Origin of the sequence: Pumilibacter intestinalis (assembly GCF_943193005.1) — a bacterium.
Taxonomy (GTDB): Bacteria; Bacillota; Clostridia; order Christensenellales; family Pumilibacteraceae; genus Pumilibacter; species Pumilibacter intestinalis.
In genome coordinates this window covers 16,418-37,482 of sequence record NZ_CALPCH010000007.1, presented here as the reverse complement: position 1 = coordinate 37,482, position 21,065 = coordinate 16,418, and the positions used below count along the sequence as shown (strand labels likewise).

At 51.0% G+C, this 21,065-nt stretch carries 22 protein-coding genes; 20 read left to right on the top strand and 2 right to left on the bottom strand.

From position 1 onward, the window contains the following. Window positions 1-18 precede the first annotated feature (18 nt). Window positions 19-381 carry a Gfo/Idh/MocA family protein gene (locus tag NFR55_RS10555; RefSeq protein ID WP_338052316.1) on the top strand — a complete coding sequence of 121 codons (363 nt, stop codon included), beginning with the start codon at window positions 19-21 and terminating at the stop codon, window positions 379-381. On the opposite strand, the gene NFR55_RS04760 is transcribed toward NFR55_RS10555, so the two are convergent. Further along, the gene (locus tag NFR55_RS04760) at window positions 359-1,237 is read right to left on the bottom strand and encodes an AraC family transcriptional regulator (RefSeq protein ID WP_251546832.1); all 879 of its coding nucleotides are present in this window, start codon (window positions 1,235-1,237) and stop codon (window positions 359-361) included. The genes NFR55_RS10555 and NFR55_RS04760 overlap by 23 nt on opposite strands. Before the next feature lie 145 nt (window positions 1,238-1,382). Between NFR55_RS04760 and NFR55_RS04755 the strand changes: the two genes are divergently transcribed. The 18 genes from NFR55_RS04755 to NFR55_RS04670 all read left to right on the top strand — a co-directional run bounded on the left by NFR55_RS04755 (window position 1,383) and on the right by NFR55_RS04670 (window position 19,390). Continuing rightward, entirely contained in the window at window positions 1,383-2,681 is a 1,299-nt protein-coding gene (locus NFR55_RS04755) for a Gfo/Idh/MocA family protein (RefSeq protein ID WP_251546830.1), read from the top strand. Further along, on the top strand, window positions 2,678-4,606 hold the full coding sequence (locus NFR55_RS04750) for a hypothetical protein (RefSeq protein ID WP_251546828.1): 1,929 nt from the start codon (window positions 2,678-2,680) through the stop codon (window positions 4,604-4,606). The genes NFR55_RS04755 and NFR55_RS04750 overlap by 4 nt, the downstream gene beginning before the upstream one ends. Next, window positions 4,603-7,032 (top strand): glucosidase family protein, encoded by a 2,430-nt coding sequence (locus tag NFR55_RS04745; protein ID WP_251546825.1) that lies wholly within the window; start codon window positions 4,603-4,605, stop codon window positions 7,030-7,032. The genes NFR55_RS04750 and NFR55_RS04745 overlap by 4 nt, the downstream gene beginning before the upstream one ends. Before the next feature lie 11 nt (window positions 7,033-7,043). Continuing rightward, a complete protein-coding gene (locus NFR55_RS04740; protein ID WP_251546823.1) occupies window positions 7,044-8,153 on the top strand; it encodes a tyrosine-protein phosphatase in 1,110 nt (369 codons plus the stop codon). Between the two features lie 34 nt (window positions 8,154-8,187). Then, a complete protein-coding gene (locus tag NFR55_RS04735; RefSeq protein WP_251546821.1) occupies window positions 8,188-9,561 on the top strand; it encodes an ABC transporter substrate-binding protein in 1,374 nt (457 codons plus the stop codon). Window positions 9,562-9,577: 16 nt separating this feature from the next. Next, the gene (locus NFR55_RS04730; RefSeq protein ID WP_251546819.1) at window positions 9,578-10,507 is read left to right on the top strand and encodes a carbohydrate ABC transporter permease; all 930 of its coding nucleotides are present in this window, start codon (window positions 9,578-9,580) and stop codon (window positions 10,505-10,507) included. Between the two features lies 1 nt (window position 10,508). Next, entirely contained in the window at window positions 10,509-11,384 is an 876-nt protein-coding gene (locus NFR55_RS04725; protein WP_251546817.1) for a carbohydrate ABC transporter permease, read from the top strand. Window positions 11,385-11,446: 62 nt separating this feature from the next. Beyond that, complete coding sequence (locus NFR55_RS04720; protein ID WP_251546815.1) at window positions 11,447-13,081, top strand: InlB B-repeat-containing protein; 1,635 nt, start codon at window positions 11,447-11,449, stop codon at window positions 13,079-13,081. A 175-nt stretch (window positions 13,082-13,256) separates the two neighbouring features. Continuing rightward, window positions 13,257-13,556 carry a 50S ribosomal protein L21 gene (gene rplU, locus NFR55_RS04715; protein ID WP_251546813.1) on the top strand — a complete coding sequence of 100 codons (300 nt, stop codon included), beginning with the start codon at window positions 13,257-13,259 and terminating at the stop codon, window positions 13,554-13,556. 3 nt (window positions 13,557-13,559) lie between these two features. After that, window positions 13,560-13,889 carry a ribosomal-processing cysteine protease Prp gene (locus NFR55_RS04710; protein WP_251546812.1) on the top strand — a complete coding sequence of 110 codons (330 nt, stop codon included), beginning with the start codon at window positions 13,560-13,562 and terminating at the stop codon, window positions 13,887-13,889. A 2-nt stretch (window positions 13,890-13,891) separates the two neighbouring features. Beyond that, entirely contained in the window at window positions 13,892-14,164 is a 273-nt protein-coding gene (gene rpmA, locus NFR55_RS04705) for a 50S ribosomal protein L27 (RefSeq protein ID WP_251546965.1), read from the top strand. Between the two features lie 65 nt (window positions 14,165-14,229). Next, entirely contained in the window at window positions 14,230-15,039 is an 810-nt protein-coding gene (locus NFR55_RS04700; protein WP_251546811.1) for a DNA-3-methyladenine glycosylase family protein, read from the top strand. A gap of 227 nt (window positions 15,040-15,266) precedes the next feature. Next, window positions 15,267-15,488 carry a 4Fe-4S dicluster domain-containing protein gene (locus NFR55_RS04695; RefSeq protein ID WP_251546810.1) on the top strand — a complete coding sequence of 74 codons (222 nt, stop codon included), beginning with the start codon at window positions 15,267-15,269 and terminating at the stop codon, window positions 15,486-15,488. Further along, window positions 15,485-16,564, top strand: a complete 1,080-nt coding sequence (vorB, locus tag NFR55_RS04690; RefSeq protein ID WP_251546809.1) for a 3-methyl-2-oxobutanoate dehydrogenase subunit VorB — start codon at window positions 15,485-15,487, stop codon at window positions 16,562-16,564. Before NFR55_RS04695 ends, vorB begins: the two co-directional genes overlap by 4 nt. Beyond that, complete coding sequence (locus NFR55_RS04685; protein WP_251546808.1) at window positions 16,552-17,313, top strand: thiamine pyrophosphate-dependent enzyme; 762 nt, start codon at window positions 16,552-16,554, stop codon at window positions 17,311-17,313. Before vorB ends, NFR55_RS04685 begins: the two co-directional genes overlap by 13 nt. Then, the gene (locus tag NFR55_RS04680) at window positions 17,310-17,834 is read left to right on the top strand and encodes a 2-oxoacid:acceptor oxidoreductase family protein (RefSeq protein ID WP_251546807.1); all 525 of its coding nucleotides are present in this window, start codon (window positions 17,310-17,312) and stop codon (window positions 17,832-17,834) included. The genes NFR55_RS04685 and NFR55_RS04680 overlap by 4 nt, the downstream gene beginning before the upstream one ends. Further along, complete coding sequence (locus tag NFR55_RS04675) at window positions 17,831-18,355, top strand: NfeD family protein (protein ID WP_251546806.1); 525 nt, start codon at window positions 17,831-17,833, stop codon at window positions 18,353-18,355. The genes NFR55_RS04680 and NFR55_RS04675 overlap by 4 nt, the downstream gene beginning before the upstream one ends. 270 nt (window positions 18,356-18,625) lie before the next feature. Further along, window positions 18,626-19,390 carry an MBL fold metallo-hydrolase gene (locus tag NFR55_RS04670; protein ID WP_251546804.1) on the top strand — a complete coding sequence of 255 codons (765 nt, stop codon included), beginning with the start codon at window positions 18,626-18,628 and terminating at the stop codon, window positions 19,388-19,390. A gap of 159 nt (window positions 19,391-19,549) precedes the next feature. On the opposite strand, the gene NFR55_RS04665 is transcribed toward NFR55_RS04670, so the two are convergent. Then, window positions 19,550-20,017: a hypothetical protein gene (locus tag NFR55_RS04665; protein ID WP_251546802.1), complete on the bottom strand. Its 468-nt coding sequence runs from the start codon at window positions 20,015-20,017 to the stop codon at window positions 19,550-19,552. 189 nt (window positions 20,018-20,206) lie between these two features. On the opposite strand from NFR55_RS04665, the gene NFR55_RS04660 reads away from it, so the two are divergent. Continuing rightward, window positions 20,207-21,064, top strand: a complete 858-nt coding sequence (locus NFR55_RS04660) for a diadenylate cyclase (RefSeq protein WP_251546800.1) — start codon at window positions 20,207-20,209, stop codon at window positions 21,062-21,064. Window position 21,065 lies beyond the last annotated feature (1 nt).

The window sequence follows — 21,065 nt, the reverse complement described above, 5'->3', positions numbered from 1 at the left end:
GCCCGAGTCTATGAACGAGTGCAACTCGGGAAATACGAACGTGCGCTCGAAATTTATAACGAGTCGGTCGTAAGCCGAGTCGGAATTTTCGAGAGCTATGTAATAATCGACGTTTGGTGCTCTTTCATGGCTATATTATATCATTGCACAAATCCGCTTTACCGCAAAATGCGCGAGCTTGTAAAGGACGGCGTTGTGGGCGATATCAAGCGCGTAAACTGGCTCATAACCGACTGGTACCGTTCGCAAAATTATTACGACTCGGGCTCGTGGCACGCCACCTGGGCGGGCGAGGGCGGCGGAGTGCTTTTCAATCAGTGCCCGCACCAACTCGACCTTTTGCAGCGGTACGCCGTTTTTACAGAGGTTTGTTGTCGCTAAGGCGTTTTTTGTATTCGTTGGGCGAGTATAAGCGGTACTTTTTGAAAACCTTTCCGAAATAGAGAGGGTCGGAGAAGCCGACGGCAAAGCCTATGTTTTTGATGTAGAGGTTGGAGGTTTCCATTAGTTCGGTGGCTTTTTTCACGCGCTCGTAGTTCACGTAGGATTTGAACGATACGTTCATGTGCTTTTTGAACAGTCGGGAAAAATATGCGGGGCTGATGAAAAAGAGGGCGGCGGTGTCGTTTGCCGACAGGTCTTTGTCGCACAGGTGAACGGTTACGTATTCGAGTATTTGCGAAAACAGCAGTTTTTCGTTGTTTGCCGTTTTGGGCGGGATTTTGCGGTTGGTTTCGGCTATTAGCGCGAACACGCCGAACAAACAGCTTTGCACGGTGAATACGCGCGAGGCGAGGTTGTTTTGGGCTTGCATTGCCGCTGCGAAGTATTTTTTTGCCGCGGGCAAACCTTTGGAAACGTAATATACGGTATCGTCTATACCGAGTTGAGAGAGAATGTTTTTGGCAACCGCGCCGTTGAAATTTATCCAGTAGTTTTCCCACGGGTCGACGGGGTCTGGATAATAAGTTATATCCGTATTGGGCGGAAGCACGAACACGTCGTTTTTTGCAAACGCGTGTTTTTTGCCGTTAATCTCTATTCCGCCTTTTCCTTTAGCCACGAAATGCAGCAAATAATAGGGATATTTGTTGGAGAAAGGCTTGTGATTTACGGTAAAAGCCTGATGCCCCACGTCTACGGGAAACACGTCGGTGGTGACGGTTGCGTTTATGTGGTAGTAGTCGTAATCGTAATCGGGAGTTTCCGCATGCGGAGCGGAGTGTTTCTTTTCCATACCCGAATTGTAACGCCGATTGAGCGAGTTGTCAAGCGATTGTGCAAAAAATTCCATGTTTGAGTAAAAAAAATCTATTTACATTTACGGGCTTGTGTGTTATGCTTTAAGCGTAAACGATAACTCTGACGAAAAAGGCGGAACTATGAGAAAGACGGAAGCGGTTGCGGTAGGATGCGGCGACAGAACCACGGTGTATTGCGAAGAAGGCGCACACAATTTGGGTTTAATGAAAATAGTGGCTGCGGTAGACCCCGACGAGGTAAGACTGAAATATATGCGCGACCGTTTCGGCGTGCCGCCGCAAATGTGTTTTAAACACATAGACGACGTATTGAAGATGGGCAAAATCGCCGATTGCGTGATTAACGGCACAATGGACGAATTGCACAAGCAAACCGCAATACCGTTTTTGCGCCGAGGCTACGACATGCTGCTCGAAAAGCCCATAGTGAACAACAGGCAAGACCTCGCCGAAATTTTGGCGGAGTCGGAGCGGAACAAAAGCAAGCTGATGATATGCCATGTTTTAAGGTACGCGCCATTTTACAAGAAAATAAAACGGCTCATATCCGACGGCGAGATAGGCGAAATAGTGAATATCAACACGAGCGAGCGGGTGGGCGTGTTCCACTCTTCGGTGTCTTACATACGCGGCAAGTGGAACAGCGAGGAGAAATGCGGTTCGTCGCTGTTGCTCGCAAAATGTTGCCATGACATAGACTTGCTGTGTTGGTTGAATAATAATACGGTGCCCGAATACGTGTACAGCGAGGGCGGCAGAAACTTTATAGTGCCCGAAAAAGCGCCCGAGGGCGCGGGCACGCGCTGTTTGGTGGACTGCCCCGAAGAGGTGCGCCGCAACTGCATTTTCGACGTGCAGTCTATGTATCTCGATAATTGCAAGTTGCCCTGGTATCCGTGGCAGTGCACTGGAAAGGATTGGCGCGAGGTTACTCACGAGGAAAAAGTGGACTCGCTCAAAACCTACAATCCGCACGGCGCGTGCGCTTATAAGATAGAGAGCGACCTTGCAGACCACCAGCAAGTAACGATACGTTTTGCAAACGGCTCTACGGCAAACCACACGCTGTTGCTCGCTTGCATGAAAGCGGGGCGGCGCATTTGGGTAACGGGCACGCGCGGCGAACTCGAGGGCAACGCCGACGACGGCAAACTGTATTTGCGAAAGTACGACAAAGCCACTTCGGGTTATACCGAGCAAGTATTCGATTTCGCCGATACTCGCGGCGAAACGGGCGGGCATTTCGGCGGCGACAAAGGACTCGTGCAAGACTTTTGCGCACTGCTTCGCGGCGAGAAACCGAGCGTGTCTTGCACGGCTATAAGCGACTCGGTGAACGGTCACCTCGCGGTGTATTGCGCCGACGAGTCGCTCAAAACCAAACGGCCGGTAGTTTTCAGGAAATTGGAGGAAATATGAGAAAATCAAACCGTTTGATATCCGTTATAACGCTGTTGCTCGCTTTGTTCGCATGCGCGGGCGCGGCTACGGTTTTTGCCGACGGCGGCGCGACGGAAGAAAACAAAACCCGTCCGCTTACCTTTTCCGCCGTAAATAAGTGGGAGTATGAAAACGATTTGTATTACTACTGCGAATTTGTTTTCGACGAAAACGTATTTTTGGGCGGCGACGGCAATCCGCTCGGATACGGCATTATAGACAAAAAAGAGTTCGAATATTTGCAAGAATATATTTCCGTGGGGCTTGACGGCGGAGAGCATAAAACTCTCGCCGAGCTTTACGCGCAAGCCGACAGGAGCTTGTATACGGGCGGCGAAAATAAAGTTTGGCCGTTCGGAATAGGGGAAACTTATCAAGTGCCCGTTGCTACCTATTGTCACAAAGGCAACATATTGCGGCTCATCATGCACAAAAACTTTTTGGGCGACGCGCAAAAAGCGTCGGTGAAATTGCACGAGGGCATGCATATCTCGGGGGGGGGTACTGATTACGTATTACCCGAAACGGTAAGCGCGGAACATACCTCGAGCGGTTGGAAAGTGCTCTTCGACGAAAGAGAGGAGCAAGTCGGATTTTCCGCGGTGCAAAACTGGGCAACCGACGGCACCGGCATGTACAAGGTGTTTTCGGTGTGTTTCTCTAGGCCCATACTCAGGCTTGCGGGCGGCGAGAGCATAGGCTGGAAGGTGCTCGACGACTACGGCACCGACTATCCGCAGATACAAAATTACGTTTCCTTTAACGGAAAAACGGTAAAAGAAATAAATCAAAACACCTCGGTTAAGGGGTGGGATTTCGGCAACGACGCAACCAACTTTCCGCTCGGCATTCGCGACGGCGACGACTACAAAAAGTACGACGGCGAGCATTACGTATACCGTGTGCCTATTATGGTGTATTCGCCCGACGGCAATCAATTGCAGTTCCGCGTGCACTCCGAGTGGCTCGCAAGTCAGCCGCGCACGCTCACCGTTAAATTCGATTCCGCGGTGTACGCCGTAAGGCTGCAAAGCAAGCCCGAGGGCGGGCGGGAATCGGTGAGCTACAAACTCGGCGAGGCAGTGACTTTCACCAAGGGGAGCGACAACGCGTGGCACTCGTCGGCGCCGTTTGAAAAGTACGAAGACCCCGACGACGTGATAGACCGCAAGGATATAGACTTTTCGGCGATAGATTACGAACCGATATACGTGCAAACGGTAACGCCCATAACAGAGTACGGCAACTACAAGCTGTACGAGGGACTTGCGGTGAAAGATTGCTACTTTATGGTGTATTTCGATAAGCCGATATGCAATCAGTATATACCTTACGCGTCGGGTCGAAAAAACAAACTGCTCGCCATGGCGAAAGACCCTAATTCCGAGGTTAAGCTCACGCAAGAGCAAGTTGACGCGCATTACGACTACCGCATAGACGAGTCGCTCAACAACAATATAAAGATAGACGGCAAAACCATAGCCGAACACAAAGAAGGAGAGGTGCTCGACGCCGACTCCAAGATACGCGTCGCGCTCTCGGGCGTGTCCGCCGCGCCCAACGGACTCACCGTTTATATAGACGGCGATACTTTGGCTCGGCTGGATAAATACGTTTCGCACACGCTCGAAATAACTGCGGGTTTCCGCACTCCGCTTATGGGCGAGCTTAAACGCTCGATAACCTATTATTACGACCCCGTTACGCTCGGTTGGTCGGTTACCGACTACGGGGCTTCGCAGGAGTGGGAATATATAGACTCGGCGCAAAACGAAACCGACTCGGGCTGCGGATGCGGCTCGGCGACGGACGGCGCGAGCTACGCGGCGGCGCTCATAATAGGCGCGGCGGCAATCGCGCTGTATGTGCGCGGCAAAAAGAGGGGAACGGGGGAGAAAAGATGAAAAACACGATACGCAAAATTTTACTCGCGGCACTGTGCCTTACGCTTTCGGTTTATACGTTTGCGGCGTGCGGCTATTCCGACAAGGGCTATACGCCCCCTCGCGCCGAACGCTCCGACTTGCTTACGTTTTCGTCGTCGGACAGCGGGTTCGATAATTTTATAAACGACTATGCGCACAGGCATTTGCGCTATGACGAGGACTCCGTGGCGGATATAAACTTTCCGGGCTTTCCGCTCGGCTCGGGGTCGGGCTTTGCGAAAAACTGGGAAACCATGGGGCTTGTGTGGCATAACTCGGTGGGCGCGGCTCTCGGCTCGGATAAGCAAGCCGCCATACGCGAGTTTTTGGCAACGATAACGCAAGACGGGCTGGGCATGGTATATAACTCGCACAACATATTTTTGGGTGCGCGCAGTACCGTGGGCGACGGAATTTCGCAGGGCTGGCCCATTCCCAACTCGCGCTTCAGCGGCGGCAAATCCACCTCGTTCGAATTCAACGATACGCAAGAGAGCGTTATGTGGAGTGCGTCGAACGGCGTGCAATTCAAAATCCACGATAAAAACGAACGCAACAGCGGATACGCGAGTTTCTCTTATGCGGGGCAAGAACCTTTGCGCATTTACACGGTGAAACCCTTTGCGATAGACTCCGAGCACGCGCCCGTGGTGGAAATGGAGCTGTGCTACGACGACGCCCGCCACGCCATAGGAAGCGGCACGGACGTAGCGGATATTTCGATAATATGGCAGACCAAAGAGGGCGGCAACGAATGGTATAACGCGCCGCAGAGTTTGTATTGCACCTCGCCGCATAAGCTCGGATATTCGTATGCCGAACGCTCTTACTACTCCATGTATCTTCACGAGAATTGGAACGGCAAGACGGTAACGGCGATAGGCATAGAGATTACGCCCAAAGAAAACGCGACTTTGGATATTCGCAACGGCAGAATAAATTACATTCGCCCCGACTACGACACGCGGCAGAGCAATCCCACTTATCAGTGGCTACTCGCGCTCGGCAACTATATAGCCGCCACGAACGACGCTTCGTTTTTGGAAGATATGTTGCCCAAAGCCCGCCGCGCGACTCTCTTTCTCACGCACGCGCTCGAGGGCGAAAGCGGACTTTTGAGCGTGGAATACCTGTACGGTCACGACGGCATAGGCTACGATATGTCGGGCGGCAAAAAGACTCGCAGCGCGGCGAACGGAATAGGGAACGGGTACTGGGATATACTTTGTACTCCCGATAAAAACTTGGAAGCGAATATATATTTTTATCAGGCTTTGAAAGTAATGGCGGACCTTGAAAAGAGAGCCGCCGACGCGGGGATAGAGAGCGAGCCGCCCAAAGTTAAAAATCGAGCGGTGGGCGAGCGGGAAATAACCTACGACTACACCGAAGCCAAATTGCGCGAGCTTGCGGCGACGGTGAAGAGCAGTATAGAGAAAAACATTCGCCCCGTGCTTCGCGCCGACGGCACTTACGGCAACGACGGCGGGTTTTACAATCCGCTCACTGCGCGGTTTGCGAGCGGAGTCGCGCGCGACAGCGGGGAAATACTCGACTACGGATACGTTATGTGGAACGAAGAGGCGTTGGCGGCGGGCATAGGCAACGCCACTCAGCGCAAACGCATAATGGAGTGGATAAACGGCGACCGCACTGTGGCGGGCGACGACTCGAGCGGCGGCGATATTTACGTTTACGAGTTCGGACCTCGCACCTCCACAAAGCAAAATTCGAGGCACTACGCGGGATTTTACGACGGCACTACCGAGTGGGCGCACTCGGTGCAAAACGGCGGCTCGGTAATGTGCTGGTCATATTACGACCTGATATCGCGCAAGGACTACTACGGCGCGGACGATATGTTTGCTCGTTTTAAGGGCATACAAAGCTGGTACGAAAAAGTGCTCGAGGCGGGCGGAAGCGGCGAAAATTTCTACAACGATTACTACTTGCAGTTGCGCATGTACAATCTTCCCGAAGGGAAATTTCCCGAAGAATTCATGCTTCAGCAAACCACGGGCACAAACGGCTCTATAGGGCTTGACGCGGAGTTTTTGGAAAGCATAATGCTTGTCGCGGCAATGCCTTACGGATTTTTCGGATTTGACGGCAACACGCACAACACGCTCGGATTTACGCCCTGTCTGCCGTCTGCTCTCGAGTTCATGCAGATAGACAACATGGTGTACGGCGGCACGTTCAAGTATTCGGTGCGCATGGAAAACGGTTCGCTCGAAATACTCAACGCGCAGGGCACAATTCCCGCGGGCGCGAGTTTGCGCGTAACCCTTCCCAAAACGGGCAAAGTTACGGTAAACGGCAAAGCCGCGGAGAACGCAGTGGAGCATGACGGCAAAGTTACCGTCACCGTTCCGCTCGGCAACGTGCGCGTTTCGGTTAGATGAGGAGAAAGGATATGAAAAGGACGGGTACGGTTATTTTGGCGATTTTCATGGCTTTGAGCGCGGGGTGTCTTATGGGTTGCGGTGCGAGCGATAAAGTGGCGGTGCAGTGTCCTGCGGGCACGGTGTGGCTTTGCGACGACGGCATAGCCGAGTATCTCCGCGCGGACGCGGGCGTTGACGTGAGCGGTTACTACGTAAACGGCGAAACCGCGGGCAAGCCTGTGGAAATACTGTGGGGCAGTACGCTGAAGGGGCTGCTCGGCTACACGCTCGAATACGCCACTGACAAAGATTATAAAAATTCGGTAAAGATAGAATTGCCCAAAGAGCAAACTTGGTACGACCTTACCAACTTATACAAAGACACTACGTATTACGTGCGGGTGTGGGCGCACAACGGCGACAAAAAGTATTACAACGAAGGCTCGTTTACCACCTCGGCGGTAGGGCCGCGGGTGATGACGATTGACGGCATATACAACACCCGCGATATAGGCGGCTCTAAAACTGCGGGCGGCAAACGGTTCAAGCAAGGCATGGTGTATCGCGGGAGTGCGCTCAACGACGAGGAGTTCGGCATTTATATAACCCGCGCGGGCAAAAAGTATATGAAAGAAACGCTCGGAATACGTTCCGAACTCAGCTTGCTCGGCGGACCCGACGGCGTGAGCGCGATTGACTCTTCCGTGCCCATGTACAGTTTTACGGTGAGCGGATACGCCGACGCGTTCGTGCCAAAAGAGGACGGCAAGCAAGACTTTACCTCGGAATACCGCGCGTTGTTCTCGCGGCTCGCAAAGCCCGAAACGTATCCCACGTATATACACTGCCAAGGCGGGGCGGACCGCACGGGCACGGCGTGCTACCTTTTGGCGGCGTTGCTCGGCGTCGGAGAACGCGACCTTGTGCACGACTACGAGTTTACCACGTTTTCCATGATTTCCATGGTGGGCGCGCGCAGTACGGTGAGCGGACTGTACGCCGACTACTACAAGTCGCTCGTGGATAACCTGCAAGCGTTCGAGGGCGACTCGCTCATGAAAAAGACGGAAAACTATCTTTTGAGCATAGGCGTTACGGCGGAAGAAATAGCTTCCATACGTTCGATATTGCTTGCGTAACTTTGCGCAAATAAACAAAACAAGGAGAAAGAAAATGAAAGCGTTCGGAAAGATTGCGGCTATTATGCTCGCGGCGGTAATGGCGACCGTGATATTCATGGCGGCGGGTTGCGGCGGCGCAACGGTGGGAGTGCGCGGCGACAACGCCAAAGACGACGTGCTCACCGTTGGCATAGCGGGCGACAGCGGAGAAAGCGTTATAATAGAAACTCTGCGCCGTCCGTTCGAAAAAATGTATAAAGAAAAGACGGGCAAAACAATAACCGTTTCGTCTACGCGTATCAACGGCGAGTATATAAACGGCATACAAACGCGCAAAAACGCCAATAACTTGCCTAACATAGTACAGGTTTACGACTACGCGGCGGAGTTTTTGACCTATCGCGAAGTGCTCGAGCCTATATCCGGCTTTATGGAGCGCGACGGCGTGAACGATACCGACTTCGTGCCGAGCGTTGTTTCGTTTATGAAGAGCGGCGGCACGACCGACGACAAAGTGTATTGGGCGGCTCGCGACTACAACCGCGTAGTGGTGATGTACAACAAGGATATCTTCGACGCGGCGGGCGTTTCCTATCCGCAAAACGGCTGGACGTGGGACGAATTCACTGCGGCGTGCAAGAACCTTTCCGACGCGTCGGAAACCATAAAGGCGGCGACAAATCGCAGCGTGTTTTATCCCGTTGACGCAAACCTGAATTTCGAGGCGGTGTATTATCCCGCGATACGCTCGTTCGGCGGCGATATATACGATACGGCGGCGGGCAGTGCGTTTAAGAACGAGCAGGGAGTAAAGCGCGGACTCACCGAATTATACAACCTCGTAGACAAGGGCTATTCGGTTGCGCCCGGTCAGAGCGGCACGGCGTTTTCGGTAAAGGAAGCGGCAATGTATTTCTGCGTTCGCCCCAACATAGTTTCGGCGGCAACGCACCTACGTAAACCCGACGGAACAAGTCCCATAGATTTCGTAACTATGCCTACTTTTACCGATAACGAAAAGTCTTACGTGGGCATGGGGTGCACCGGCTACGGCATTACGGTGTCTTGCCCCGAGAACAAGCGCGAGCTTGCGTGGGAGTTTTTGAAATTCGTTATGTCGGAAGAGGGGCAAACGCTTCTCAGCTCGTCGGGCTCGGGCTTTCCCATGAGAAAGGATATGCTCAACGAAGAGGCGGCGTTTAACGACTTTTTGCCGGAAGCCGACCACAGCGCGTTTTATACCGACCCTTCGGGGAGCAAAAACGTAGACGTGGCGATGAATTTTTTGAAAGGGTTCAGGGTGCAAAAGCACAACGCGATATATTCGGTAATTAAGGATAATCTCATGACCTCGCTGTGCAATCAAAACAATTCCGACTCGTATTACAACACGCTCAAGAGCAGATTTAACGGCGCGATAGCGTAGCCGCACAAGGAGATATATGACCGTATCGGGGCGCAAAACAAAAATAGTCAAAGAGCTTAAAACGAACCTTATAGGCTACGTTCTCATTTTGCCGTTGCTCGTGGGGCTTGTGGTGTTTACTCTCTATCCGCTCATTGTTTCGCTCGTGAACAGCTTTTATCTCGGCTACGACGGATTTGCGCCGCGGAGCGAGTTCACGTTCGGGTGGGGAAATTATTTGCGGGCGTTTACCGAGGAATACGAAAGCACCGTGTTCGCGAAATCGGTGACTATCACCTTTACTTACGCCGCCGTTATGGTGCCGCTCGGCATGATACTGTCGTTTGCGCTGTCGCTCTTTCTCAACCGAAAGAGCAAATCGGTGGGCGCGTTCCGCTTGCTCTATTATCTGCCTTGCCTTATTCCCGGCATAGTAAACACAATTGTGTGGCGTTACGCGTTTAACGGGAGCTACGGGCTTTTTAACCTGATGCGGCAGTGGTTCGGACTTGCTCCCTCGCAGTTCTTCGACGAGCCGAACGCCAAAGCGGTGGTTACGTTTGCCGTTATGAACCTGTTCGGAACGGGCGGGAGCATGCTTATGTGGCTCGCGGGATTGAAATCCATTCCGTCCGCCTACTACGAAGCGGCAAGGCTGGAGGGGAGCGGATATTTCCGCACGCTTATAAAGATTACCGTGCCGCTCATGACTCCGTATATTTTTTATCAGCTAATCACGAACGTGATAGGCACGCTCCAGATTTGCGACGCCGCGTATATGATATCGTCTACGGGCGGCGTGGAAAACAACCTTATGTTTTACGGACTGTATATTTTCCGCAATTTCCAAAGCTCCAATTACGGCTACGCCGCGGCTCTCGCTTACATGCTGTTTGTGGTGATAGCACTGCTTTCGGCGGCGTTGTTCCGCTTTAACAAATACGTTTATTACGAGGGGGACGATTGATATGGCGTTGAACGTTGCGGCAAAGCCCCCGCTCAAAAAGAAAAAGATAATAATAGCTATAGTTACGTGGATAGTTGCAATCGCGCTTGCGGCGTTTTTCCTGTTCCCGTTCGTGATAATGCTGTGCCGAAGCGTGTTTACCACGGCGGAGAGCCTGAGCATGAGCGCGGGACTCATTCCGCGCGACGGGTTTTATTTCCGTTCGTATATAGAGGCTCTCGACGCGGAGTTTTTGCGATACCTCGGCAACACCGTAATAGTTATAGGCGCGAATATCATAGGCAAGCCGCTTACCGCGGCAATGGCGGCGTACGCGTTCGTAAAGGTGAAATTCCGCGGGCGCAAGCTCATATTCAACGTGGCTATGTGCACGATTATGCTTCCCGCCATTCTCACAATGATACCGGTGTATAAGATATTCGTAGACCTCGGCTGGAACAACACTCTTTTGCCGCTTACCGTACCCGCGTTTTTCGGCGGCGGATTTATAAACATATTCTTGATAATGCAGTTTATTCGCAGTCTGCCCAAAGATATGGACGAAGCGGCTATAATAGACGGCGCGAACGTGTTCCAACTCATGTTTCGCATTACGTTCCCGCTCATTTTGCCCGTTATCTCGCTTGTTGCCGTGCAGTCCTTTTTCCTTGCATGGAACGACTTTATAGGTCCACTCATGTATCTCGACAACAACGAACTGTTTACTCTCTCGGTGGGCATATACAACAAGTTTTTCACTTTCGCCTCGGCGGCGGACACTCAGCCCAACGTGCAAATGGCAACTGGCGTGCTCGTGATGATACCGCCCATGTGCGTGTTTATGCTGTTTCAAAAGCAACTCATAGAGGGAGTTGCGTTCACAGGCGTTAAAGCCTGATATCAAATTGCAAAATCAGGGGTGGCATATCCCGAATAAGTGCCGAATTTCAGGAGGAAATTATGAGAACGAAAAACAAACCGATTTTTGCGGCGGCAGGACTTATATTAAGCCTGTTGCTCGCGCCGGTTGCGGCTCTTTGCGCAAACGAGTATACGGTTGCGAGAGCCGAGGGCGAAGAAAGTATCGATATCGCGCCGTATGTGAGGATGGTTGATTTCGAAGATAAGTGGAGTGCGGATACAACGCAGATAATTATAACGATAGGGCAAGATACTATTGTGGACGGCTTAACGAGCAATGCGATTTTCGGTTCGGGATATTTGAACGATAATCAAGGCGAGAAAAACAATTATTTGGAAGATTACATACTTATCGACGGGAAACCGCTAAAAGAGATAATCGGCACAAGCGATTTGATGGGGATTGAGTTTCCTATGAAAGCGGGAAAGATTTACAATCCCGTTTGCGTGTATCTTGCCAATCACGATATAAATATTTATATCTTAAAAGAGTGGAAAGCGCACGGTACGTTCGAGGTGCGATTTAAGAAAGGTTTTACTTTGCAGGCGGAGGGCAAAACCGTTACTCTCGGCAAAGATATAGTTTACGGATATGCGAGTAACGGGGCATGGACGCGCAAACACGACGTTACTTTTATGTGCGACGGCGAGGTTTTGGAAACTCAAACCGTTGTGGACGGATTGCAACCTACCGCGCCCGCAAACGTAACAAAAGAGTCTACCGCAACTACCGATTATACTTTTATAGGTTGGGATAAAGCCATATCGGCAACCAAAGACCATACCGTATATACCGCGCAATTTACCGAGAGTGCGAGAGAGTATGCGGTTACGTATTACGGCGAGGACGGCGAAACCGAGATTAAAAGCGAGAGAGTGGCAAACGGCGCAAAACTTACTAAGCCCGCAAATCCGACTAAAGAGCCTACGAACGAGTACGAATACGAGTTCGACGGGTGGTATAACGGCGAAACGAAATGGGATTTCGAACAAAACGTAATGCCGGCGGCGGATTTGACTTTAACCGCAAAGTTTACTGCGAGCGAACGCAAATACCGCGTGCATTTCCTCGACGACGAGGGCAACGCGTATGCGGACGAAGCGTTTGCTACGTTGGCTCTTTCATACAACGCCGTGGCAACCGAGCCGAATAAAACGCCCGTAAAGCAGGCAACGGCGGCGCAAACATTTGAGTTTATAGGTTGGTTCAACGGCGAAACAAAGTTCGATTTCGCTACGCCCGTAACGCAGGATATCAGCTTGCGAGCCAAGTTCGAGGCTTCGCCGCGCGAATACACTGTTACTTTCGAGATAGAGGGCGACCTCGAACTTCGTCCCGACGGTTTGCCCGAAAAAGTTACGGTGCATATCGGCGAAAAACTCACGCTCGGCGATTATTCGGTGCTCGACTACACGTACAAAATTTTCAGCGGCGAAACCGAGATTACCGAAACCGAACTTACCGTAACGCACGATATTACTTTGCGGGTGGTGTACACCGCCGTTCCCGAAGAGCCGCCTCAGCCTACGCCCACGCCCGAAGTTCCCGCCGAGAACGACGACGGCAAAGGGTGCGGAAGTTTCGCGGGGCAAGATTATGCCGCAGTGGGCGCGGTGTTACTGCTCGCATTAGCCGCGGTATTGTTGCGCAGAGCGAGTTGCGCCCGTCGTTAGAAAAATAATTTGCAATCTAAAATATAATTTGCAATATGCCGCCGTTTTGCTTGACTGCAAAGCGGCGGTTGTGATATCATTATTCGTGGAGTCGTTTGGAGAAGGCTTGCAAACGGAAACTTTTTGTTCCTGCCTTGCTACAACGGATACTAACTTGAGGAGGTACCGAAAAACAATGTATGCTGTGATTTTGACCGGAGGTAAGCAGTACCGCGTGTCGGAAGGCGACGTGTTGGACGTTGAGAAACTTGCGGGCAACGTGGGCGACAAGGTGGAATTCCCCGTGCTCATGACTTGCGACAACGGAGCAGTGGTTGCCGGAGCGGACATTAAAGCCGTTGCTACCGCCGAAATCGTATCGTTCGTGCGCGCAAAGAAAGTGGTTGTGTTCAAATACAAGCCCAAGAAAAACGAGCGCAAGAAGAACGGACACAGACAGGGTTATACCCGCGTTAAGATTGTAAAGATAGCGTAAGCCGTGACCGTAATACGCATAGGCAAAAAGAACGGAAAAATCGTTTCGGTGGAGTGCGACGGGCACACCGGTTACGGGGTGGAGGGCGAAGACGTTGTTTGCGCGGCTCTGAGCAGTATAGTGCAAACGGCGGTGCTCGGCTTAATGGGAGTTGCGGGATTGAACGTAAATCTCAAGCGCAACGACAAAGACGGCTATCTTTCGTTTACCGTTCCCGAGAGCGCGAGCGAGCGCGAGCGGCACGACGCCGACGTAATACTCGAAACGATGCTTATGGGAGTAGCCGACCTATACGAAGGCTATTCGGACTTTATAGAATTGGAGGTTAAGTGAAAATGTTTATAAATATTCAGCTTTTCGCGCACAAGAAAGGAATGGGCTCGTCCAAAAACGGGCGCGACAGCGCGGCGCAAAGACTCGGAGTTAAGCGCAGCGACGGTCAGTTCGTGCTCGCGGGCAATATCCTCGTTCGTCAGCGCGGCACTGCGGTGCATCCCGGCGTAAACGTGGGCATCGGTAGCGACGACACGTTGTTCGCCCTTTCGGACGGCAAAGTGAAATTCGAGAAGAAGAATAACAAGAAACAGGTAAGCGTATATCCTGCCTGAAATATTGTAACGTAAAAGAGCAAAAAGGGTTGCGTGTCGCAGCCCTTTTGTTGTAAAATAGAAACATGGAAATAAACGAAAGAGGAATTTTGTGCAGTCGCGGCGAGCTGGATATAGCCCGCACGCTCTGTTGCGGACAGCTGTTTCGCTACTTTCCCGAAGCCGACGGGTCGTATACGGTGATGAGCGGCAACAAGAGTTGCAAACTCCGTTACGAGGGCGATTTCGCGGTAATAGAAACGGACAGCCCCGAATATTTCGCCGAATATTTCGACTTGAGCACCGACTACTCGGCAATCGTGAAAGAGCTTTCTCGGTTCGACGAATTGCACAACGCGCTCACTGTGAGCGGCGGCTTGCGAATACTAAGGCAGGACAGGTTCGAAACGGCGGTAAGTTTCATAATCTCGGCGAACAACAACATAAAGCGCATTCAGGGCATTGTGGAACGGCTGTGTTCGAGGTTCGGCGGCGGGGCGGCGCGTTCGGCGTTTCCCACGCGCGAGCAAATGCTTACGCTCACGCCCCAAGATTACCGTGCGCTCGGATGCGGATTTAGGAGCGAATATTTGTATAAAACCGTTCCCGTGCTCACAAACGAATATTTGGACTCCATAGGCAACATGGCGCACGACGAAGCCAAAAAAGAGCTGTGCAAACTTTGCGGAGTGGGTCCCAAAGTGGCGGAGTGTATACTGCTCTTTGCTTACAAGATGACCGACAGTTATCCCGTTGATACGTGGATATTCAAGGCGAACGCCATAGCGGAACTCGACACGCCCGAAAAGGTAAACAAATACTACTCGGAGCGTTACGGCAAAAACGCGGGCTACGCTCAACAGTACATATTCGAATACATGAGAAACGCAACATAACGTCATTGCGAGGCGTGTAATGCCGAAGCAATCTCAGCCGAGAGGAAATATGTTCCATGCGGGGGATTGCCGCGCGGCTACGCCGCTCGCAATGACAGTGCAACAAAACGTCATGGCTCGCTCGCAATGACAGTGCAACTCAACCCGTCATTGCGAGGAGGGCGAAGCCCGACGCGGCAATCCCAAACATGAGAAAAATATGACAAAATCGCAGGAGGTATAGGCGAGTGAAAAAAGTCGTTTTCAACGATAAACTGTGCAAGGGGTGCGGACTGTGCGTAGCCGCATGTCCTAAAAAAATACTTGCAATAAGCGAGCGCGTAAACGCAATGGGTTACGCCGTTGCGGAGTGCGTAAACGAGCGGGAGTGCATAAGTTGCGCGTTTTGCGCCACAATGTGTCCCGACACGGTAATTACCGTAAGAAAGGAGGTTTCGGAGACAAAATGAAAAAGCTCATGAAAGGAAACGAAGCCGTAGCCGAAGCCGCGATTGCGGCGGGTTGCCGTTGCTTTTTCGGATATCCCATAACGCCGCAAAACGAAGTGCCCGAATACATGTCGTGGCGGCTCAAAGAGGTGGGCGGCAGTTTCGTGCAGGCGGAGTCAGAGGTGTCGGCTATAAACATGGTATACGGTGCGGCGGGCGCGGGAGTGCGCTCCATGACGAGTTCGTCAAGCCCCGGCATAAGCCTTAAGCAAGAGGGCATAAGCTACATTGCGGGTGCGCAAGTGCCCTGCGTAATCGTAAATATGATGCGGGCGGGTCCCGGACTCGGCGGCATACAGCCAAGCCAAAGCGACTATTTCCAAGCCACCAAAGGAGGCGGACACGGCGACTACCACATGCTCGTGTACGCGCCCTCGTCGGTGCAAGAGGCGGTAGACCTCACATATAAAGCGTTTTTCCGCGCAGACTATTACCGCACGCCGGTAATGATACTCGGCGACGGCATGCTCGGGCAGATGATGGAGCCCGCCGAAATTCCCGAGGCGGTAGACCTATCTTCGCTCGAGCCCAAACCGTGGGCGGCGAGCGGCAACAACGGCGGCACGCAAAGGGTGATAAACTCCATATATATGAGTCCCGACGCGCTCGAAGAACACAACGCCATGCTCACGCGCAGATACGAAGAAATGGCGAAAGTCGACGTGATGAGCGAAAGCTATCGCACCGACGACGCCGAGGTGGTGCTCGTGGCTTACGGCATAGTGGCGCGTATATGCAAGGCGGCTGTTGATATGTTGCGCGAAAGCGGCGTAAAGGCGGGACTGTTCCGTCCCGTAACGGTGTATCCGTTCCCGTATGAAGAAATAAAGAAACTTGCCGACGGCAAAGCCCGAAAGTTCATATCGGTAGAGCTGAGTTGCGGACAGCTCATAGAGGACGTAAAGCTGGGACTTTACGACAGCAAGAACCGCCCCGAGGTGGGAATATTCGCGAGAGTGGGCGGCAACGTAATGAGTCCCGAGGAGATTGCGGACTACGTGAAATCGGGGAGGTTGAGTAAATCATGGATAAAATAGTTTTTTCTAAACCCGCTCTGCTTACCGATACCCCCATGCACTACTGCCCGGGGTGTACGCACGGCATAGTGCACCGCCTTATAGCCGAAGCTCTCGGCGAGATAGGGGAATTCGATAACGTAATAGGCATAGCGCCCGTGGGTTGCGCGGTGTTTGCATACAACTACTTTAAGTGCGATATGTTCCAAGCGGCACACGGCAGAGCGCCGAGCGTGGCTACGGGCGTTAAACGCGCCCGACCCGACAGCACGGTGTTTGTTTATCAGGGCGACGGAGACCTTGCGAGCATAGGCATGGCGGAAATCGTGCACGCGGCAACCCGCGGCGAAAACATGACCGTAATATTCATCAACAACGGCATTTACGGCATGACGGGCGGGCAGATGGCGCCCACCACTTTGGAGGGGCAGAAAACCACGACTTCGCAGTTCGGCAGAAATCCGCTCGAGCACGGCAATCCCATAAAAATATGCGAAATGCTTTCCACGCTTACCGGACCCGCTTATATAGCTCGCACGTCGGTGCACGACGTTAAAAACGTGCGGGCAACGCGCGACGCGCTTGTGCGCGGCTTTAAGATGCAAAAGCAAAAGCGCGGATTTTCTCTTATAGAAATACTTTCCACGTGCCCCACGAATTTCCATATGACTCCTATTGCCGCGCTCGAATACGTAAAAACTACGGGCGTAAAGGCGTATCCGCTCGGCGTGTATAAAGACGTGGGACTGAATGAGGAGGAAGCAAAATGAAGCGCATTATAGTAAGCGGCTTCGGCGGGCAGGGCGTGATAAGTCTGGGGCTTATGCTCTCTTACGCCGCAATGAAAGAAAATCTCAACACCTCGTTTTTGCCCTCTTACGGACCTGAAATGCGCGGCGGTACGGCAAATTGCAGCGTGGTTATTTCCGAGTCGGAAGTGGCTTCGCCGGTGATAAGCCGCCCCGATATTTTGGTTGCGTTCAACGAGCCGAGTTTGGCGCGGTTTTTGCCCAAGCTCGCCGAGGGCGGCAGGGTGTTCGCCGCGTCGTCGGCAAAAGAAGAGTATCTTGCGGGCGGCAACGTTTGCGTTGTGCCCGTGCACGAACTGTGCGGCAATAATCAAAAGGGGCAGAACATAGTTATGCTCGGCGCGGTTTTGTCGCAAGCCTCGCTTTCCTACAAATCCGCGGAAGAAGCGGTGCGCGAGGTGTTCAAGCGCAAGCCGCAGTTTGTGGAAGCAAACCTTAGCTGCCTTAAAGCGGGCTACGAGTTTGCGAAAGGCTTGAAATGATAAGCGGCGCGTTATACAAAAATCTGCAAGACCTGTTCGGCGGCATGAGCGCGGTTACCTTTATTTCGGTTATGCTCGGGCTTATGCTTATAGTGGTGGAATTTTTTCAACCGGCGTATAAGTATCCCACGTATTGCGGCGTTGCGCTCATAGCTCTCGGCATAGTGGTGCGCATGCTCGGCGGCGGAAATTTCATCATGCTGTTTTACATGGTGTCGTTTTGCGTTACGGTGCTTATCGGCGTGCACATGATTATGCTTGCGGTCCACAAAAAAGCGTGGCTGTCGCATTCGCTCGCGCTCAAGTTGCGCCGCTCCATGCAAGACGACGGTTACTCTTATCTGCTCGGGCGCGAGGGAGTGGCAACCACCGATATAAACGGCACGGGTCACATGTCGCTCGACGACGTGAACTTTTTCGTATCGGGCGACGAGTTCATAGAAAAAGGGTGCATGGTGCGCGTTGTGCGCGTAGACGGCGAGAGCATAAAGGTTGTGGGCATATACGAAGAGGAAGACTGACCGCTCTCGCAAAATCATAAAAGAAAACCCGCCGCGGATTACCGTAATTCCCATAGGGAATTTAATAAGACGCAAATAATAAAGATTTAGGCATAGCGTTAGGCTATGCCTTTTCTGTACTTTTTTTTGTGGACGAACTAGGCTACTCGTAGCCTAGTGAGATATAGATATGTTTTATATTTCCCGCAAAATTCAATCAATCGGTTGCGCATTTTCATTTTTCGTGATATAATAGCTGAACGATAAACAGTAATTTAGCGTAAGGATACTATGATTGATAGCGAATATAATGAAACAATAAAATCCGATGTTTTGAACTTCGGAAATAGAATTGTAAACTGTTGGGGGGACCGAATTGATAACGGATATGTCATTATAGATACAGGCTATGAAAATAGTTATAGGAATTTCAAAAAGAAACTGAAAGCAAATAATATTAAAATCAATCAAATTAAATATTGCTTTATGACACACGCACACGACGACCACGCCGGATTTATAAATCAGCTTTTGTTCGATAATCAAGAAGTGAAAGTCATTATGAGCGATAAAGGGATTGACACTTTACGCAAAGGGCAAAACTCTTTTGTCGGCGGTTGTACAAGTAAACTTGCACTTGCATTTTGCAATGTGATGAAGTTGTTCGGGATGGGACAACACAAATTTCCGCCTATACAAGCCGAATATGAAAGTAGGCTAATCATTATATCAAATGACAATAGGGCTTATTTGGAACAAGAGCTAAACGGCAAAATCGTAGAAACAGCAGGACATACTTCTGATTCTATTTCGTTGCTTTTGAATAATGGCTATCTGTTTTGCGGTGATGCGGCAATGAACGGATTTCCAAGCAAACACAACATAACGATTTGGGCGGAAGATAAGGTAGCATTTTTGCAGTCGTGGCAAAAGATTATTACATTACAGCCTACCAAAATTTTTTCGGGGCACGGAAAACCTTTTAATGTTCAAATTCTAAAAAGGAATATCGGATTTGTCGAAAACATAAAATTGCACGCTCTAAAACACAAATAAATTTCAATTTATCTTTCTAAATAGTTTGTAGTAAAACGCTCTCGAACATTTCGTTCGAGAGCGTTTGTCATCGCTTGAAAATACAACTCTTAAAAATCTAGTTTTTTAATTCCCTATGGGAAGTGCGCTTTGCGACGGGGTTTTGTTTTTAAGCCGAGTTTAAGAGAAAAGATTTTTGAACCACCCTACAACGGTGTTCCAGGCTTTGGTTATGCCGAACTTGTCGAACAAGTCCTTTATAACCACCCAGAGATTGAAAGTTTCTTTATCGAGCAGTAAGTAACAGCAAAGTATCACTATTGCCACGGTGAGCACTACGAGTATTAAAATATTCAGAAGGCAACCTTTTACCGAAAGGGGACTGCGGAGTTTTTTAAGCCGCGACGACGGGTCTTGACTCTCTTTTATGGCTTCTTCGATTTGCGCCTGAGTCATTTGGTCGGCGGTCATTTTGCTGCGGTCGAGCTGAATATCGCTGATTTTTTGTTTCGCGCCTTTTTTCTTTTTCTTGCCTTTTTGCGCGTCGGCTTGCGAAGATTGCGCGGAAGCGCCGCCTGCGGCCGCTGCTCTTTCCGCCGCTGCGTTCTGAAGTTCTTTTAATTTTTTCTTCGTTGCCTTTTTTGCCATACTTCTCACCTGTACGCTTATACTCTTTATTATATATCACTTTCGGTATTAAATCAAGCACTTTTCCGAAAATTTTTACTTTTTCACAAGAAAGGTGTAAAAAAACACCGAAAAAATATTGATAATTTTGAAAATAAAGTGTATAATTTAATTGTAGACTATGTTTTAACCGTATGCAGAGGCGTAGCTGTGGAAAAATTCGTCGAAAACTTAAAATATCAAATCCTCAACCGTCCGGTGCAATCCGCGGCGGACGTTGTGCTGTTCGCGTTTTTGCTTTATGCCGTTTTCGTATTTCTCAAAAAGAACGACGCCGTAAAACTTTACAAATACGTGGTGTTGTTCTTGCTCCTTTCGGTGGTGCTCACAAGCAAAACGCTCGACCTACCGTTACTGTCGCGCACGTTCACATACTCGTTCTTGATAGTTATTATAGGTATAGCGGCTTTGTTCCCGCAGGAAACGCGCCGCGGCTTTTGGAAGATATCTTCGCCACGCGATATGCAACAGGCGTTCACCACCGAATACGATTGCAGCGACGAGGAACTGAACGCCGCAATTTCGGAGATAGTGCGGGCGTCGCTTAACATGGCTAAAAAGGACGTGGGCGCGCTTATAGTGATTACTCCCGAGCACATACCCGTGCACATAAAAGAGAGCGGCACAAAGCTCGACGCCGTAGTGTCGGGCGGGCTTTTGGAGTCTATATTCAACACCAAAGCTCCGCTTCACGACGGGGCGGTGCTCGTGCGCGGCAACCGCATAATGGCGGCGGGTTGCTTTTTGCCCCTTACGCAGAGTTTGGAGGTAGACAAAGAGCTGGGCACCCGTCACCGCGCGGCTATAGGCGTAACGGAAACCAACAACGTGCTCACAATCATAGTATCCGAAGAAACGGGCGTAATATCCGTGGCTCGCAGGGGCGAAATAAAGAGATATTACGACTCCGAAATGCTCACCGACGAGCTGAAAGAGTTTTACGGATTGAAAGCCATAGCGGGCGCGGGCGCAAAGAAAATAAAGCGCGTTCGCAAAACCGACAAATAGG

Coding starts and splice junctions, on each gene's coding strand:
- NFR55_RS04760 (WP_251546832.1), bottom strand. CDS start 1,237: ATGGAAAAGAAACACTCCGCTCCGCATGCGGAAACTCCCGATTACGAT.
- NFR55_RS04755 (WP_251546830.1), top strand. CDS start 1,383: ATGAGAAAGACGGAAGCGGTTGCGGTAGGATGCGGCGACAGAACCACG.
- NFR55_RS04750 (WP_251546828.1), top strand. CDS start 2,678: ATGAGAAAATCAAACCGTTTGATATCCGTTATAACGCTGTTGCTCGCT.
- NFR55_RS04745 (WP_251546825.1), top strand. CDS start 4,603: ATGAAAAACACGATACGCAAAATTTTACTCGCGGCACTGTGCCTTACG.
- NFR55_RS04740 (WP_251546823.1), top strand. CDS start 7,044: ATGAAAAGGACGGGTACGGTTATTTTGGCGATTTTCATGGCTTTGAGC.
- NFR55_RS04735 (WP_251546821.1), top strand. CDS start 8,188: ATGAAAGCGTTCGGAAAGATTGCGGCTATTATGCTCGCGGCGGTAATG.
- NFR55_RS04730 (WP_251546819.1), top strand. CDS start 9,578: ATGACCGTATCGGGGCGCAAAACAAAAATAGTCAAAGAGCTTAAAACG.
- NFR55_RS04725 (WP_251546817.1), top strand. CDS start 10,509: ATGGCGTTGAACGTTGCGGCAAAGCCCCCGCTCAAAAAGAAAAAGATA.
- NFR55_RS04720 (WP_251546815.1), top strand. CDS start 11,447: ATGAGAACGAAAAACAAACCGATTTTTGCGGCGGCAGGACTTATATTA.
- rplU (WP_251546813.1), top strand. CDS start 13,257: ATGTATGCTGTGATTTTGACCGGAGGTAAGCAGTACCGCGTGTCGGAA.
- rpmA (WP_251546965.1), top strand. CDS start 13,892: ATGTTTATAAATATTCAGCTTTTCGCGCACAAGAAAGGAATGGGCTCG.
- NFR55_RS04700 (WP_251546811.1), top strand. CDS start 14,230: ATGGAAATAAACGAAAGAGGAATTTTGTGCAGTCGCGGCGAGCTGGAT.
- vorB (WP_251546809.1), top strand. CDS start 15,485: ATGAAAAAGCTCATGAAAGGAAACGAAGCCGTAGCCGAAGCCGCGATT.
- NFR55_RS04685 (WP_251546808.1), top strand. CDS start 16,552: ATGGATAAAATAGTTTTTTCTAAACCCGCTCTGCTTACCGATACCCCC.
- NFR55_RS04680 (WP_251546807.1), top strand. CDS start 17,310: ATGAAGCGCATTATAGTAAGCGGCTTCGGCGGGCAGGGCGTGATAAGT.
- NFR55_RS04675 (WP_251546806.1), top strand. CDS start 17,831: ATGATAAGCGGCGCGTTATACAAAAATCTGCAAGACCTGTTCGGCGGC.
- NFR55_RS04670 (WP_251546804.1), top strand. CDS start 18,626: ATGATTGATAGCGAATATAATGAAACAATAAAATCCGATGTTTTGAAC.
- NFR55_RS04665 (WP_251546802.1), bottom strand. CDS start 20,017: ATGGCAAAAAAGGCAACGAAGAAAAAATTAAAAGAACTTCAGAACGCA.